Source organism: Lysinibacillus telephonicus, assembly GCF_003966145.1.
GTDB lineage: Bacteria > Bacillota > Bacilli > Bacillales_A > Planococcaceae > Ureibacillus > Ureibacillus telephonicus.
Map to the genome: position 1 here is coordinate 51,077 of NZ_RXNR01000008.1, position 15,583 is coordinate 66,659.

Here is a 15,583-nt window from a genome sequence, read left to right on the forward strand (position 1 = left end):
TGAATGTAGGAAGAGATTGTTTTATATTTGAAGTTAAATTGCCCAATCCCCATTACGGAAAATTGGTACAATTGTGCCGTCTTGCTTAATGCCGTCGATATTCATTTTATCGGAGCCAATCATGAAATCAACATGAACCGTTGATGTATTCATACCCTGTGCTAACAATTCTTCTTGGCTCATCGATGTTCCTCCTTGAATTGTCGTTGGGTAAGCCGAACCAATTGCTAAATGGTTTGATGCATTTTCATCATATAGCGTATTAAAGAAAGTAATGCCTGATTGTGAAATAGGGGATGGATCTGGAACGAGTGCTACTTCACCTAAACCAGTTGCTCCTTCATTTTCAAAGACTAATTTCTTAATTGCTTCATCGCCTTTTTCAGCAGAAATTGCAATGATTTTACCATCTTTAAAATGAACTTCGATTCCTTCAATCAATGTCCCTGCGTAACTGAGCGGCTTAGTGCTGCGAACTACACCTTCCATACGGCGAGTATCAGGAGCTGTAAACACTTCCTCTGTTGGCATATTGGCAATAAATTCTTCACCTTTTGGATTATAGCTTTCAGCACATGTCCATATATGATTTTTTGGCAAGCCTAAGGTTAAATCAGTACCAGGAGCTGTATAGTGAAGTGCATCAAACTGGATTTCATTTAGTTTTGCAGCTTTTTCATTTAATGTCTTTTTATGGAGATCCCATGCAACAATTGGGTCTTCTTCATATACCCGACATGTTTTGAAAATTTGATCCCATAATGCATCAACCTGTTCTTCAGATGTTTCAAGGTTGGGGAATACTTTAGCAGCCCATCCTGCACCAGCAGCAGCCGCAACCGTCCATTTCAAATCGTCATTTTGAGTAGCTTTTCGTTGGATATGGAAGGCTTTACTAGAAACATTTTGGTAAGCAGCAACCTTAGCAGGATCTACATCATTTAATAGACCCGGGTCACTTGAGATAATTGAAAGTCTGCTAACACGGTGATTTAATACATGATCTTCTGATTCATCGATTTCATATTGCGGAATATTCGTCAGCACTTCTGTAGGCTGATGAAGGTAATGCAATTTGCTAATTTCATCGTCAGCCCATTTCACAATGACTTTTTGTGCACCTAAAGCGTAGGCTTCTTTCGTTATTAAGCGTGCTAAAGGAGCCTGATCTACAGCAATTGTCATCTTTACCCAATCTCCAGGCTGCACGTTAATTCCTTTTGCAACTAATAACTTTGCGTATTTTTGTAAATTTTCCTCAAAATTCGGTAACATATTTAATTCCTCCAATTTTTATATCTACTACTTATATTGTACCCGGTTCACACATAATTCAGAAACAATTCGGCACTACTTAAACCGATTGTATAATAGCCCTGTAAAATAGTTGCATATTATTTTGTGAATCGATTTGCATAGCAGCTTGCAACAAAAGAATCCGGTTTGATCTTCGCCTTTAAACCAATGGAATTCATTCGTGAAATCATTTCCTTTACAAAGATTCGCGTTTTATTTCTTTCTCCTGAGCCTATGTCAATATGTCCTTCAATCGTTAAGCTTGCACCTTTATAAATGTTTGGCAGAACAATTTGTATAAGCTGTTCCTTTTTATCTTCAGTAAATAATGAAACGACTTCTTCTGTTAAGGTGGTTTCATATGAAATTCGTTCATGCAAGTTTTCCATTTTTCTAGGTAAAATGACTTTTCGAAAGCAAGCCCAAACTCCTTTTCGCTCCTGCTGAATCACAATACCTGTAATAAACTTCGTTTCTCTACTATAAACCTGTGAATCTGTTCCGAACATAAGCTTGAAATTTCCGGTGGGATCTTTCTCCATAAACTGCAATATATTTAAAAAGACTTGTTCAAAAGGCATGTTTTTTTGACTTAAATTTTGAAAGGTACCATTAAATACATTATCGTTTATCATGTTCCCTACCTTTCTCTTCTTAGTCGATTAATTAATATAGTTTATGTAGGAAATATACTTAGTACAATACAATTAATGAAATAGAAAAAAGAAAAACAAAAGGGGGCGTCTCATAATGATATGGGACGTCCCCATTGTGCGATGAAAGGCAAGACCGTATTTGTACCAAAAGTGGAGCGGCAGATACAATTTATCTGTATCGAAAACGAAGTGACAGATACAATTTATCTGTATCGAAAACGAAGTGACAGATACAGAAGTTTTAAAGGACTTTTATAATATAAAGAAATTGCCCCAGAAGTTTGTAATACTTCCGAGACAGCCCCCTTCTTTCTTTAAAATTCTCCTATGCCATTGAATGGAATATAACTTATAACAGTGCCAGGATTATCTAACTGAGGTTAATTTCCTTAATAATTTATACATAGGCTAAATCTTAAATGGTTGAACATTTTCTGGATATTAAAGGAGTAATGCTGAAATTATTTCATTGACTAATCGTATACAAAAGTATACGATAATATCAGAGGTATACATTTGTATACGGAGAGGAGTTTGTGTTTTGAGAGGAAGATATGATAGAAGGTATCGAAGAGATGATAAACATTTTGCAGATGGACTCAATTGGGAAGAGCATCGTCATTCAAGGGGTGGCGGACATAGGAAAAGAGAACATCATCGAGGTGCAAAAACATTTCGTCGGGGAAGAGCAATTGAATTTTTAAACAGACTGAATGTAAAGCGTTCAACATTAAAGCAGCAATTAGAATCACCGGAGCTGCAAACTATTAACCCTATTATAGTAGGTGAATTAAAGGCTGTTGAAATGATTATTAATGAATTTACTGAGCTGTTTGAAATTTATGAAGATGAAATTAATCAACAGAATTCTATTGAAAATACAAGCGAAGAACTTGGAGATGACTCTTCAGAAGAATAATTTTCGAAGAGCTTCGGAATACATTTGGATTATATAGAAGATTGGGGATATGTATATGTTTGTTCAATTAAGAAAAATGTCAGTATCAGAAGGAAACTCTGAGAAAGTAGTAGAGCGCTTTAGCAAAGCTGGGATACTTGAAGAACAAGAAGGCTTTGTTGACCTAAAAGTGCTGGTGAAGAAAGTTAGACGTGGTGAAGAAGAGGTTATTATTTTAGTAACTTGGGAATCAGAAGAGTATTGGAAACAGTGGGAAAAAAGTGATGCTCATATTGCAGGTCATAAAGCAAACTTGAATCAGCCGAAGCCAGATTATATTTTAAATACTGAAGTAGGTAAGTATGAAGTAAGAGCAGTAAAAAAACCAATAATAAAAAAGGATTAATCATTTAATGGCATAGTCAATTTGTTTCCTTTATGTAGGGGAACTAGTCCAGCGCGATGCCCATTATTTTAGATTATGGGTGCTAAACATCTATTTATTGTTTGGTTAGTTATTCCGTATTTAAAATCTAAGTAAAAGGGCTTCTCTTTTAGCCCTTTTTATGCATTACTAAACCTTTTTACTATAATGAATACTGAGTGCTGCTTGATTTTTTCTAAAAGACACTCTAAAATGATACTAGATTTATTGAGGAGGATTATTAAAAAATGACACATTCTATGAGACTACGTTTCCCAAATTTGAACCAGTAATTAAATACGGTCAAATGCTCTGTTTTTTGGATGCAGAGTTAAGGGATTAGTCTGTCCTTTTTTAATAATCTTCAAAATACTTGAGGAAAGGTAGATTGTTCTGCTTTTCCTTTTTATCTGCCCTTTTTATTTTAAGTGGATTATTTAATGTGGCAGTTATCTAAATATAAATGGAAAATTCCTTTACTCTAAATCACAGGCATTTGTCTGTGATTTTTTTAGTAAAGGGCAGGAGGAAAAACCATGCAATTTTTATTATTCTTTTAATACGAGCTTGAATTAGAAGCTCGTATCGATCCTAGCTATCGATACGAAATTACAACATTTCGGAGGTAGCAATAATGGAACAAATTTGTTTTGAATTAGAAAATATAGAAGTTATTTATTTAGATAAAGAAATTTTAAAGATTGACCGATTAGCAGTACATCAATTTGACAGAATCGGTATAGTTGGAAAGAATGGCGCTGGGAAAAGCACATTAGTGAAGTTAATGGCAGGGATTGTTCAGCCAACAAATGGGAAGGTAAAACGCCATGTGGAAAGCGGATATTTTGAGCAACTTGAAGCTCCAAAAGCCCGGGATGCAGATCCAGCCTTACTTGGAAAGTTATCCGTTCCGCAAAATTCTGAGCAGCTAAGCGGTGGAGAACAAACAAGGATGAAGCTGGCACAATTGTTTACTCAATATTACGAAGCTTTACTCATTGATGAGCCTACAACTCACTTAGATCAAGATGGCATTACATTTTTACTTGAGGAGCTAAAATATTATTATGGAGCGCTCATATTAATTAGCCATGACCGTACTGTTCTAGATGAACTCGTAACAACAATTTGGGAAGTACATGAAGGTCAGGTGCGTGTTTATTCAGGGAATTACAGTGATTATATTGTACAAAAGCAGCTAGAGCGCGAGCAGCAGCGTCAAGCTCATGAACAATTCATGAGAGAAAAGATCCGACTCGAAAAAGCGGCACAAGAAAAAATGAAAAAGGCTGAAAAAATTGCTCAAGCAGGAAGTATGTCAAAGAAGGAATCAAAGGCAAAGGCGAATCGCATGTTTGAAACAAAATCTAAAGGCACAAGCCAAAAAGCCGTTCAACGTGCTGCAAAAGCAATCGAGCATCGAATGGAAAGACTTCAAGAAGTGGAGGCTGTACAAGAGGACAAGAAAATTGTGTTCCGTCAGTCTAAAGCTTTAGAACTGCATAATAAATTTCCAATTATGGCAGACCGACTGACACTGCAAATTAATAAAAGAGTATTATTAGAAGAGGTAAGCTTCCAACTGCCGCTTGGATTGAAAATAGCAATTGGAGGTCCAAATGGCTGCGGGAAAAGTACATTACTTCGCCATATTATAAATAATGGTCCAGGGTTAACTATTTCCCCAAAAGCAAAGATCGGTTATTTTCATCAAATGAGTTATCAATTTACAACAGATGAAACAGTCCTACAATTTGTGAAGAATCGTTCCGACTATGATGAAGGTTTATTACGAAGTGTTTTATACTCAATGCAATTTATAGGCACTGATCTACAAAAAAATGTGAAGTTATTAAGTGGAGGAGAAGCAATAAGACTTCAACTTTGTCAATTATTCTTAGGGGATTTTAATATTCTAGTGTTAGATGAACCGACTAACTTTTTAGATATTCATGCAATTGGAGCCTTAGAACAGTTTATGGATGCATACGAAGGAACAATTATTTTTGTTTCCCACGATCAAGCATTCATTAAAAAGGTGGCCGACGTAAAATACTTGATTCATAACAAAAAATTAAAGCAAGAGTAATTTAAGTCAAATCTGTGTAAACAGTCAAAGGTGGCGATGGAAATACTACAGTTTTTTCACCGCCACTATTTTTTTCTTTTAGTTTACAGAGATAATAATTAATGATTCCATTTTTTGTGGGTGAGCAACAACAGGGTTTTTTCGGGTTCACAATGGAACGATATGGTTTTACTAAAATTAAAGATTTTGGCCACTTCATATTAGATGTTGCGGTTGTTTATTAGAAAGTTCTATTTATATATTATTAATTTGGATGGGGTTGTCATTTTTTGTTGTTATTATTGAAGTATTTATTTGACATAAATCAAACAAAAAACTAATTCCATTAAAAGGGCACTTTCCTTTCATTACGGGGAAGATTAAGTGTGTATTATAGGTTTTTTTTGTGGTAAAATTTGGATTGAATTGTGGAAAGTATATAACCAAGTGGAGATTACATAATGGAAATGGGATTAAAAATATTAAGTTTCTTAATTACAATAGCAATTACATTTATAATTTGGAAATCCCCATCAACATGGGAGGAAGAAAAGCCTTCAAAGAAAATGAATAAAAAAATTTGGTTGCTTATTGGAATAGACATAATCCTATTTGTATTAATAATTCTAATATAACTTCACGAATTTTCATTTTTATGCCAGCTAATAAATAAACCTGATTGTGAAGTAAAAGACTACATCTACCAAAATATAGATCTGGGGGAGTTAAAAAAATGCAATTATACATAGAGCATTATATTGCTTTCTTACTCTTAATTTCATTTGGTTTTTTTTATATTACTACAGCCTTGTTCACAGGAACAAATGAACCATATAGAGATTTGTTAATTACAATTGCAGTTGTCCACTATGTTATGTCGAAACTAATAACTATAAAAACGTACGAAAAAAACAAGAGAAATAAGAGAAATTAAGATGGGAGAAGAGATTAGTCTCTCAGAAAATTAATATCTAACAAAACTCTAAGTATTTAATTTAGAAAGTTATTTCTTAAAAATAAAATTGGATTGTATAAAAAGGTCATACCGTTTTGAAAAAAGATGAACCTGAATTTCTATTCTATAATAAAAGAATTGTTATCAGCTGCCCTTTATAGATAATAGTGACGTATCGTAATGATTAGTTGGTAAATAATGGGAGGATTTTATGGCTTCAAAAATACCTATATCAGTACAAACTATTTTAAGTGAGTATATTTCCTTATTTCATGAACGAATTCCCAATACTCTTGAAGGATTATATTTACACGGTTCAATTGCCCTTAACGCTTATATTAACGGGTCTAGCGATATTGATTTCATTGCAATTGTAAACAGTGATTTAACTGAAAAAGAGGTAAAAGTATTATCTAATATTCATCGAGAATTAAAAAATAAATATAAAAAAACGGGAATGGACGGATGCTATCTCCTTTGGGAAGACATAGGAAAGAAACAAACAGAAACAAAAAAGTGTTTATATGTAAACGAAGGAAAAGTAGGTAGGAGTAATCATGTTATTAATCCGATTACTTGGTGGATTTTAAGAGACAAAGGGATTAGCATTATTGGTCCTGAAATAAAATCGTTCCACTTTGATGTTAATGAAAGTGATCTTGTGGATTACGTACTAAACAATATGAACACTTATTGGTTAAATCGATTAAATACAATTGAAAGGTTTAAAAGAATAGCGTTTTTATTTCCAAATAATCTTGTGGAGCGTGAGGTACAATGGTCTATAACCGGAATTTTACGGCAATTCTATACACTCAGAGAACGTGGAATTATTTCTAAAGTAGATGCAGGTAAATATGCACTTAATTATATACCAGAAAGTTGGCATGCAATCATTAAAGAAGCGATAAGTATTCGAGAAGGATTAAACATACGTTACTGTGATTCTAAGAAACAAAGGATTAATGACACAATACAATGTATGAAATACATAATTAATTATTGTAATAAAATGTATAAGAAATGAAGGAAATACTATGACTTTACCATTTACACTAATGCTGCACTAGTTGCAATTAAGCTAATTGAGCGAGACTAATATATATAGTCCAGGAGATGAGAATAAGTTGAAGAAGTTTTTTATTTTACTTGTATTACTGCCATTGTTAGTAGCATGTCAAGAGAGAGATGAACTCCTTTTTATTGGAAATAGTAAAAACTGGTCAGTAGAATTAGTTGTGAGTGTAATAAATGGTTCTGAAAAAAATCAGCTTGAAATAAGATACAATGGAAATAATTTGAATTCAATTGAATCCTTTGATTATTTTGTTGAAAACAATAGGAGGGAAACTACATTTGGAGCAGAAAAGGTAAACTTAGATAAAGATGGTTCTTACAGAAACAATGCCTTGAGCTCTAATAGCCCTTCAACCAAGTTAGAAGATACTTTTAATATTACAATAAATTGGAATGGTTATAGTGAAAACTTTGAATTGAAGAAGAAATAGCTCTTCTTAAAATTTGTGTATATAAGGGAATACCGGCTGTGTAGATTTCCACCACTAGAATAAATAGCACTAAGTTACACAGTTTCAAGGGAAGTTTGCATTTCTCTAAGAACATCCAGTGCCTTTAACACAAAGTAGAATTATTTTTTCACTAAGACAAGTGATATTCAATTTTCAGACGCAATTGTAGAATTAGCCTTAGACTTTTAAACGACAAGTAGCATGCCTCAAAAATTAACCCCGTTCAAAATTTAGAACGGGGTTAGTCATGTTTTATAACTAGTAATCTAATTAATGGCTATTGAGATTATTCTTTTGAAAGCATGCTTTCTATATTTTTTGCTTTCATATTAAAGAGCGGCAGCATTGCAGTAAGACCGATAACAAAAAGAACCGCGGATGTTTCTACAACAGTAACAATTGAAAATTGCTCCATCATTTTACCGGAGATACTCATTGTTAATACCATTGCCCCAGTGAAAAGCGGGCTCAATGTTCCGTTTACTCTTCCAATAAATTCAGCATCCGTATTTTGCAGAATCATCGTATTGATTCCTATTTGAATACAAGGGAAGAGCAGCCCGCAAGCAAATTGTGCTGCGAGTGTAATTGAAAGGTTAGTGGAAAAGCCGATGATGCTCATTCCGATAGCATTTACAAGCATACCAATCATCAATAATCTTTGTGGAGGCACTTTCTTAGAAAATAAGACAGAAGCAGCTCCCCCCAAGATCATCCCAATACCATTTGCTACTAGAATCCATTGTAAGCTTTCCTTTGCTAATCCTAATCTTTCCGTTACAATAAAAACATTAAGCGGTTGAATCAATCCTAAAGCGAGTCCAGCTGATAAAAAACATAATCCAAGAAGCTTCAATTCTTTTTTTCTCAATACATAACGAATTCCGCTCTTCATTTCATCGAATAATGAAGTTTTCTCCTTATCTGTTTCCATTGAATGATCTTTTGGTATAAAAGCAAGCATTAAAGCTGATAGAAGGAATGCAATGCCGGTAATTGCAATTGATACTTCAATCCCAAATTTCTGATAAACTATTGTACCGACTACAGGACCGAACACCATGAATACCGCAAATATTGTTTGATAAATTGACATAGCTGATTGTATCAGTTCAGCACCTAAATGCATTTTAAAAAGCTTCATACCTGATGGCTGAGAAAATTGCGATAAAATTGCTGAAATCAATGTTACGAAAAAGATAATTTTCCATGATCCAAAATGAAGTGTAACAAGTACAGCAAACACGGATATTGCACTTAAAATATCACACCAAACCATCGTTCTCTTTGGCCGCCAGCGATCGGCAAATGTCCCCCCTATAAAGGAGAAAACGAAGATGGGAACAAATTCAGCGACAGAAATCATAGAGACAGCAAATGGGTCTTCATTCGTCTTCTCCATAACAAATAACAGAATAGCAAAATTTCGAACCCAAATTCCCACTTGTAGAAACAAAGCGGAAAGTAAAATGGCGCGAACGAAACGATTACTTAATAATTGACTCATATTATTCCTCTTCTCTTATATATAAAGTGGATATTCTATCTGGGGTTATATATTAGAAAATAAAAAAGACCTCCTATCCGTCATTTTTTGGATAAGAGGTCTATATAGCCACAGAAAAAGACATAGTATACACCGAATACTAAGCTTACGATGATCCTTTTCTAAAAATTATAGACTAATCCCATTCAAAAAATGACTTCGAAATTTTATAAACGAATGTATTTTTTAGAATAGAATTAGTAAATCATCGCCCCATGGTCACCCTTTCGTGTTTAGTGAGTTAATATTACACTGTATTGGATTATTTTACAAGTGTGAAATTTAAAAGAATTTGTAAAGTTAAGAATCCAGGATTTATATTTATTAATGGAAAAAATCCTAACTCACAAACAAGTGAATTAGGATTTTAATAGTTAATCCGAAAATTTAGCACATCATCAAATGAAAAGTAGAAAGAAAAATGAAGATTAGATTACTTTCCCTTCCTTACGCTTCTTCGCAATATCAGCAGTTGCAGTAAACAGCACGTCAGAAGATGAATTCAATGCAGTTTCACAAGAGTCCTGCAGTACACTTATGACGAAACCAACACCAATTACTTGCATTGCGATGTCATTTGGAATTCCAAACAAACTACAAGCTAGCGGAATCAATAACAGTGATCCACCGGCAACACCTGAAGCACCGGCAGCAGAAACCGCAGAAAGCACCATTAGAATAATAGATGTCCAAATATCTACTTCGATACCCATCGTATTCGCGGCAGCAAGAGTTAGGACAGAAATTGTCACAGCTGCACCAGCCATATTAATCGTTGCACCTAAAGGAATTGAAACGGAGTATGTATCTTCATCCAACCCTAATTTTTTGCACAATGTCATATTTACTGGAATATTCGCAGCTGAGCTGCGAGTAAAGAAGGCAGTCAGACCACTTTCTCTTAAAGTTCTTAATACAAGCGGATAAGGGTTTTGACGTGTAAAGATAAATGAAATAATAGGATTTACAACTAGTGCAACAAAGAACATACAGCCAAGTAATAGTACTAGTAGTTGAACGTATTCCTTTAATGCTGAAAGACCGTTTGTTGAAATTGCATCATAAACTAGACCCATAATTCCAAGTGGTGCTAAATCAATGATCCACTTTACAATATTTGTGATTGCGTCAGAAAAATTAGCTATCACTGTTTTAGTTGTTTCAGCAGCTTTTTTCAGTACCAGCCCAAGAAGGATTGCCCATGTTAAAATCCCGATATAGTTTGCGTTTAATAATGCATTGACTGGGTTGTCCACAATATTAAAAAGTAAAGTTTTAAGTACTTCTAAAATACCGCTAGGGGGTGCAACGTCTTGAGCACCTGTTGAAAGCGATAGGTTAACTGGAAATAGGAAGCTAGCAACAACGCCAACTACACCAGCTAATAATGTACCTAATCCATAAAGGACTAGAATCGTTTTCATATTTGTCTGTTTACCACTTTTATGTTTTGAGATGGCACTCATAACTAGGAATAACACTAATATTGGTGCAATGGCCTTTAAAGCACCAACAAATAAAGAACCGAAAATTGAAACCCATTTTGTAGAATCAGGTATAGTAACTGCCAGTAGAATTCCGACAATCATACCAATTAGTATTCGTTTAACTAAACTAATTTGATTCCACTTAAGCATGATGTTTTTCATGATGTTCCCCCGATGTAATTTAGTAAAATATTCTTTTATAACGTACAAATGTATTGTCCAAAAAGACAGTTTAATCAAAAATAGTTTAACATGGTTTTTTAAATTATGAAACAAGTATTTATATTTAAATATACTATTTTTTAAAAAAATCTGATTGTTTTGAGGATTAAGTATAAATAATCCATTTTCAAACTTGCTAATAAATACTAACAATGATTTGATTTCATATTTATCATTTGTCCTTTATAATGAGATAATGTGTATTACTGGATATGGTAGCTAGATTTATTAATCTATAAAAAACGATATTCTTAAAATATAAAAGAAACTAGGTAGTAAATAAGGAGGAGCAAGAATTGACCATTATGAAACAAGAAAAAATGGTTGTTGAAATAAACAGACTTGATGAAAAAGGTTCGGGGCAAGCTGTCATTTGGCGTGAAAATGAACTTGGTAATCCGAAAAAATTAAGATTTACAATTCCACAAACATTGCCTGGTGAAAAAGTGAGTATACTTGTGGATGTCGATCAGAAATTCAAAAGAAGAAAAAAAGTAATGGCAGAGGAAATTCTAGAGGCACATCCGCAGCGAATTGGTCCTGCATGCCAGCATTTTGAAAAATGCGGTGGTTGCGTATGGCAGCATTTAGAATATGAAGGGCAGTTGCAAGAAAAGACGAACCATGTGAAGCAAGTGCTTGAGGAACAAGGATTCGACACAAGTTTAGTCCGAGACACAATGGGGATGAACCAGCCTTGGCATTACCGCAATAAAATGGAGTTTACTTTCTCTCCAGAAGGTACGTTAGGTTTACATGAACAGGGTAACTTCCGAAAAATTATTCCGCTTGAAACATGCTTAATTGCAGGGGAAGTAATGGTAGATGCAACGATGGAAGTTGCAGATTGGGCTAAAAGCCACCAGTTGCCAGGCTATAACAAAGACGCACATGAAGGGCTGCTTCGTCATTTAATGGTTAGACAATCTTTTGCAACTGGAGAAATTATGCTTGCTCTATTTGCAACAGAGGCACCAGCTGATCATCTTGCACAGGCAGCAGAGGACTTAGTAAGCCGCATTACAAATAAGTTCCCACAAGTAAAAAGCTTGCTATGGCTTGAAAATACACAGTGGGCAGACCGTACGCAATCAGAAGAAACTCATGTGTTAGCTGGACGAGATTTTATTTATGATGAGATGGATGGCTACCGCTTCCGAGTTTGGTTTGATACATTCTTCCAAACAAATCCAACACAGGCTCAAAAATTAGTGGATTTAGCTGTTGAAATGGGACAGCCAAAGAAAACAGAAAAAATGATTGATCTTTTCTGTGGAGTAGGTACATTCTCGCTTCCGTTCGCTAGCAGAGTAGGTGAATTAGTAGGTATTGAAATCGTTGAAACATCGATCGAATCTGCTAAACGTAATGCGAAAGATAATAACATTGATAATGCATCATTCTTAGCAAAAGATGCAAGAAAAGGTCTTGATCAAGTATTAGAGTACTTTGGTAGTCCAGAACTATTATTATTAGACCCACCACGTTCAGGCGCAGGTGGAAAAGTAATGAGAAGAATCGGCCGTTGCCAGCCAGAACGAATTGTGTATGTATCATGTAATCCAGATACATTTGCAACGGATATTAAGGAGCTTGAACCTTTTGGCTATACATTAAAAACAGTTCAGCCGGTAGATTTATTCCCGCATACGACACATGTAGAGTGTGTGGCATTGCTGGAAAGATTATAGATTGCAGGAAAGCTCGTTTAAATCGTTTCTGATTTAGCGAGTTTTTTGTTTTTATTCAACTTCCCACAAGCCTTCTCCACCATGAATTCTTTCAATACCTTTTTTACAAACTCCATATGACCGCCATGAACATGTCTCACAGATAGTTAGAATATCCGTGGGAACGACATATTTTCGGACGCGTGTTTCAATGTCTCCCCATTTCACAATATCGCCAATTTTAAGACCCATTTTCTCTAAGATAACTGCATCTCTTTCGTAAATATTTTGATCTTGGCAATGGTATTCACCGGAGTTGGGATACTTTTTACACAATTGATCTGGACCCTTTACGAGCTGAACTAAAGTATTTGGATTAGTTTTCAAAGTTTGATGAATATACGTCATATTTTTAACGTATTCCTCTGAATACCCCATTCCTCGGTAGCCTAATAGACAGAACAAATGATGGCCTCTTATTTTGAACATTATTCTCCCACCTAATTTTAATTTAAATGATAAGTAAACCTCGCTGTTGGATAAGTTAACCTATACTTTTATCATAACATTGCATAAAGAGTACTGAAAGTTAAATTCTCTCATTGTCCAATTTATAATAGAACAAAATGAAAAGAGTTTTCTTAAAAAATAGGGGGATAAACATAATGGCGAAGGTACTAGTAATCGGAGCGAAAGTTGATCTTCCAAAGAAGCAGTAAGTAAAGTGAATTTCTTCCTGCACGAATTATAGCTAATACAAAGTAAAAATCCTAACCCAAAAATATAAAGAGTTAGGATTTTACTTTTATTAAAGGTTACCAATGATTGAATTTTTCACTTCTGCAAGTGTGGCAGTGCCGCCTAGGTCACCCGTTTTAATGCCAGATGCTAATGTTTTTTCGATAGCATTTAAGATTCGCGCTCCAGCCTCGTGATGACCTAAGAAATCAAGCATCATTTTTCCAGTCCAAATTTGCCCAATTGGATTGGCAATTCCAAGTCCAGCAATATCAGGAGCTGAGCCATGTACAGGTTCAAACATCGATGGATATTCACGCTCAATATTTAAGTTTGCAGCAGGGGCAATTCCGATACTTCCCATAATTGCGCCTCCTAAGTCTGTTAAAATATCGCCAAATAAATTTGAAGCAACGATAATATCAAAAGCTTGTGGCTTCATAACAAAAAAGGCAGCCAAGGCATCGATATGATTTACTGCTGTATCAATATCAGGATAATCCTTTTTCACTTCTTCAAATACTTCATCCCAAAATGGCATTGAATAAGTGAGACCGTTTGATTTTGTTGCGCTTGTTACATGCTTATTTGAATTTTTTGCTAGTTCGAAGGCGTAACGCATTGCGCGCTCAGTTCCTTTACGGGTAAAAATTGCATTTTGAATGGCAATCTCATCTGCCCCATTATGGATTCGGCCGCCACTATCTGAATATTCACCTTCAGAATTTTCTCGGACAACTGTTATATCAAAATTTTGAGGGTTTTTAAGCGGTGACTCTAATCCTGCTAAAAGCTTTGCTGGTCTAACATTAATAGACTGTTTTAAGCCTCGACGAATCTTTATAAGTAAGCCCCAAAGAGAAATATGATCGGGTACTATATTTGGCATTCCAACTGCACCTAAAAAAATTTGATCGTATTGCTTTAATGTTTCTATTCCATCTTCTGGCATCATTTCTCCATGCTCTAAATAGTAATCACATCCCCAAGGAAAATATGTCCATTCAAATTGAAAGCTACCATCAAGCTTTGCAACAGTATCTAGCACTTCAATTGCTGCAGGTACAACTTCTTTTCCAATGCCATCTCCCTCAATGACAGCTATTTTATATGTATTCATTATTCAAACACCCCTGTTTATAGAATTTTCAATTTATTTAACTATAACATAATTTAGCAAATAGTTTCGATAAACTTTATTAAGATAGTATTTTCAAGGTTCACTAATATTTTTTAAATATGTCGAATAAAGTGGTAAAAGAGAAAACCAAAGGAGATGATACAGGCTTGGACAATTATTTAAAAAGTGCTGTTTTTGAACACAGGTTTTGGCTTCAGGTGCTAGGAGACCATTCTCGTTTTATTCATGATTCACTATATCCCTCTGAAAAGGAGGATATTGCGAAGGCTAACTATTTTATTCAACATTTTGATAATCTTCTTTCGCAAGTCGATGAGATAAACACATCTAATGCAATTGCTTTTGCGGAAAATGTTGAAGCACTAGTTAGTCAATTGAAAGAATTTAAGCTATCTATCATAAAACGTCATTTATTAAATCAAATGAATATCCATCTTACACCAACCTTTATCAATCATATGGTAAATGAATTAGAGGAGTATCAACGAGTTCTAAATTATCTTAAAGCAGGAAAAGTTCCTCCAATTTTTCATGAATTACATCATCATTTACTTTGGCTGGCAGATGCAGCAGGCCATGCGGGAGCAATTGACGTACGAATGGATGATGTAGAAAAAAGACTAAAGGAAAAAAGTCGAAATTTTACCAAACACTTTGAACAATTTTATTTAAAGGCAGTGGAATTAACTGGTTATCTTCGCTCGAATGTGAAGAAATTCCCAGCACTAAATAAATTTAATAATGATGTAGAAATTGAAATAGAGCTGTTTAAAACGTTTTTGAAAGAACTAGAAGAATTAGAATTAAGTGCTGAAGTGCTAGGTATATTTTCTGCCTCAATGGCTGATCACATGTTAAAAGAAGAACAATATTACTTAATGAAACTGGCTCAGTCAGCAAAAGCATGACAAAAACATTGGAAAAAATTTATCCTGCATTCGAATAGTAAAGCA

The 15,583-nt window shown here is 34.6% G+C and carries 16 protein-coding genes; 10 read left to right on the forward strand and 6 right to left on the reverse strand.

What is annotated here, in order from left to right; translation table 11 throughout:
• Window positions 1-33 precede the first annotated feature (33 nt).
• The gene (locus tag EKG35_RS04190; protein ID WP_126293070.1) at window positions 34-1,275 is read right to left on the reverse strand and encodes an aminopeptidase; all 1,242 of its coding nucleotides are present in this window, start codon (window positions 1,273-1,275) and stop codon (window positions 34-36) included.
• 119 nt (window positions 1,276-1,394) lie between these two features.
• Window positions 1,395-1,931 carry a ribonuclease H-like YkuK family protein gene (locus EKG35_RS04195; RefSeq protein WP_126293071.1) on the reverse strand — a complete coding sequence of 179 codons (537 nt, stop codon included), beginning with the start codon at window positions 1,929-1,931 and terminating at the stop codon, window positions 1,395-1,397.
• Between the two features lie 562 nt (window positions 1,932-2,493).
• On the opposite strand from EKG35_RS04195, the gene EKG35_RS04200 reads away from it, so the two are divergent.
• The 8 genes from EKG35_RS04200 to EKG35_RS04230 all read left to right on the forward strand — a co-directional run bounded on the left by EKG35_RS04200 (window position 2,494) and on the right by EKG35_RS04230 (window position 7,805).
• Window positions 2,494-2,871 (forward strand): hypothetical protein, encoded by a 378-nt coding sequence (locus EKG35_RS04200; protein ID WP_126293072.1) that lies wholly within the window; start codon window positions 2,494-2,496, stop codon window positions 2,869-2,871.
• Window positions 2,872-2,926: 55 nt separating this feature from the next.
• Window positions 2,927-3,256, forward strand: coding sequence for an antibiotic biosynthesis monooxygenase (locus EKG35_RS04205; protein ID WP_126293073.1), 330 nt, complete (start codon window positions 2,927-2,929; stop codon window positions 3,254-3,256).
• A 266-nt stretch (window positions 3,257-3,522) separates the two neighbouring features.
• Window positions 3,523-3,567: an erythromycin resistance leader peptide gene (locus EKG35_RS21575; protein WP_126293129.1), complete on the forward strand. Its 45-nt coding sequence runs from the start codon at window positions 3,523-3,525 to the stop codon at window positions 3,565-3,567.
• 341 nt (window positions 3,568-3,908) lie between these two features.
• A complete protein-coding gene (locus tag EKG35_RS04215; RefSeq protein WP_126293074.1) occupies window positions 3,909-5,363 on the forward strand; it encodes an Msr family ABC-F type ribosomal protection protein in 1,455 nt (484 codons plus the stop codon).
• A 440-nt stretch (window positions 5,364-5,803) separates the two neighbouring features.
• Window positions 5,804-5,977 carry a hypothetical protein gene (locus EKG35_RS20815; RefSeq protein ID WP_185807638.1) on the forward strand — a complete coding sequence of 58 codons (174 nt, stop codon included), beginning with the start codon at window positions 5,804-5,806 and terminating at the stop codon, window positions 5,975-5,977.
• Between the two features lie 98 nt (window positions 5,978-6,075).
• A complete protein-coding gene (locus tag EKG35_RS04220; RefSeq protein WP_126293075.1) occupies window positions 6,076-6,276 on the forward strand; it encodes a hypothetical protein in 201 nt (66 codons plus the stop codon).
• Window positions 6,277-6,508: 232 nt separating this feature from the next.
• The gene (locus tag EKG35_RS04225) at window positions 6,509-7,324 is read left to right on the forward strand and encodes an aminoglycoside adenylyltransferase domain-containing protein (RefSeq protein WP_126293076.1); all 816 of its coding nucleotides are present in this window, start codon (window positions 6,509-6,511) and stop codon (window positions 7,322-7,324) included.
• Window positions 7,325-7,424: 100 nt separating this feature from the next.
• Entirely contained in the window at window positions 7,425-7,805 is a 381-nt protein-coding gene (locus EKG35_RS04230) for a hypothetical protein (protein WP_126293077.1), read from the forward strand.
• A 307-nt stretch (window positions 7,806-8,112) separates the two neighbouring features.
• Here EKG35_RS04230 and EKG35_RS04235 read toward each other — a convergent pair whose 3' ends face one another.
• Together EKG35_RS04235 and sstT are read right to left on the reverse strand one after the other, a co-directional pair.
• Window positions 8,113-9,333 carry an MFS transporter gene (locus tag EKG35_RS04235; protein ID WP_126293078.1) on the reverse strand — a complete coding sequence of 407 codons (1,221 nt, stop codon included), beginning with the start codon at window positions 9,331-9,333 and terminating at the stop codon, window positions 8,113-8,115.
• 467 nt (window positions 9,334-9,800) lie between these two features.
• A complete protein-coding gene (gene sstT, locus EKG35_RS04240; protein ID WP_126293079.1) occupies window positions 9,801-11,021 on the reverse strand; it encodes a serine/threonine transporter SstT in 1,221 nt (406 codons plus the stop codon).
• A 365-nt stretch (window positions 11,022-11,386) separates the two neighbouring features.
• Between sstT and rlmD the strand changes: the two genes are divergently transcribed.
• Entirely contained in the window at window positions 11,387-12,772 is a 1,386-nt protein-coding gene (gene rlmD, locus EKG35_RS04245) for a 23S rRNA (uracil(1939)-C(5))-methyltransferase RlmD (RefSeq protein WP_421664638.1), read from the forward strand.
• 51 nt (window positions 12,773-12,823) lie between these two features.
• On the opposite strand, the gene EKG35_RS04250 is transcribed toward rlmD, so the two are convergent.
• Window positions 12,824-13,240, reverse strand: a complete 417-nt coding sequence (locus EKG35_RS04250) for a DUF1284 domain-containing protein (protein ID WP_126293081.1) — start codon at window positions 13,238-13,240, stop codon at window positions 12,824-12,826.
• Between the two features lie 319 nt (window positions 13,241-13,559).
• A complete protein-coding gene (locus tag EKG35_RS04255) occupies window positions 13,560-14,609 on the reverse strand; it encodes a tartrate dehydrogenase (RefSeq protein ID WP_126293082.1) in 1,050 nt (349 codons plus the stop codon).
• Window positions 14,610-14,728: 119 nt separating this feature from the next.
• On the opposite strand from EKG35_RS04255, the gene EKG35_RS04260 reads away from it, so the two are divergent.
• Window positions 14,729-15,538 carry a DUF2935 domain-containing protein gene (locus EKG35_RS04260; protein WP_425462048.1) on the forward strand — a complete coding sequence of 270 codons (810 nt, stop codon included), beginning with the start codon at window positions 14,729-14,731 and terminating at the stop codon, window positions 15,536-15,538.
• The last annotated feature ends 45 nt before the right edge of the window (window positions 15,539-15,583 follow it).

Bases quoted from the DNA above. Each gene is read 5' to 3' on its own strand.
- EKG35_RS04255 (WP_126293082.1), bottom strand. From the start codon at position 14,609: ATGAATACATATAAAATAGCTGTCATTGAGGGAGATGGCATTGGAAAA.
- EKG35_RS04235 (WP_126293078.1), bottom strand. From the start codon at position 9,333: ATGAGTCAATTATTAAGTAATCGTTTCGTTCGCGCCATTTTACTTTCC.
- EKG35_RS04225 (WP_126293076.1), top strand. From the start codon at position 6,509: ATGGCTTCAAAAATACCTATATCAGTACAAACTATTTTAAGTGAGTAT.
- rlmD (WP_421664638.1), top strand. From the start codon at position 11,387: ATGAAACAAGAAAAAATGGTTGTTGAAATAAACAGACTTGATGAAAAA.
- EKG35_RS04190 (WP_126293070.1), bottom strand. From the start codon at position 1,275: ATGTTACCGAATTTTGAGGAAAATTTACAAAAATACGCAAAGTTATTA.
- EKG35_RS04260 (WP_425462048.1), top strand. From the start codon at position 14,729: ATGTCGAATAAAGTGGTAAAAGAGAAAACCAAAGGAGATGATACAGGC.
- EKG35_RS20815 (WP_185807638.1), top strand. From the start codon at position 5,804: ATGGAAATGGGATTAAAAATATTAAGTTTCTTAATTACAATAGCAATT.
- sstT (WP_126293079.1), bottom strand. From the start codon at position 11,021: ATGAAAAACATCATGCTTAAGTGGAATCAAATTAGTTTAGTTAAACGA.
- EKG35_RS04205 (WP_126293073.1), top strand. From the start codon at position 2,927: ATGTTTGTTCAATTAAGAAAAATGTCAGTATCAGAAGGAAACTCTGAG.
- EKG35_RS04215 (WP_126293074.1), top strand. From the start codon at position 3,909: ATGGAACAAATTTGTTTTGAATTAGAAAATATAGAAGTTATTTATTTA.
- EKG35_RS04220 (WP_126293075.1), top strand. From the start codon at position 6,076: ATGCAATTATACATAGAGCATTATATTGCTTTCTTACTCTTAATTTCA.
- EKG35_RS04250 (WP_126293081.1), bottom strand. From the start codon at position 13,240: ATGTTCAAAATAAGAGGCCATCATTTGTTCTGTCTATTAGGCTACCGA.
- EKG35_RS04195 (WP_126293071.1), bottom strand. From the start codon at position 1,931: ATGATAAACGATAATGTATTTAATGGTACCTTTCAAAATTTAAGTCAA.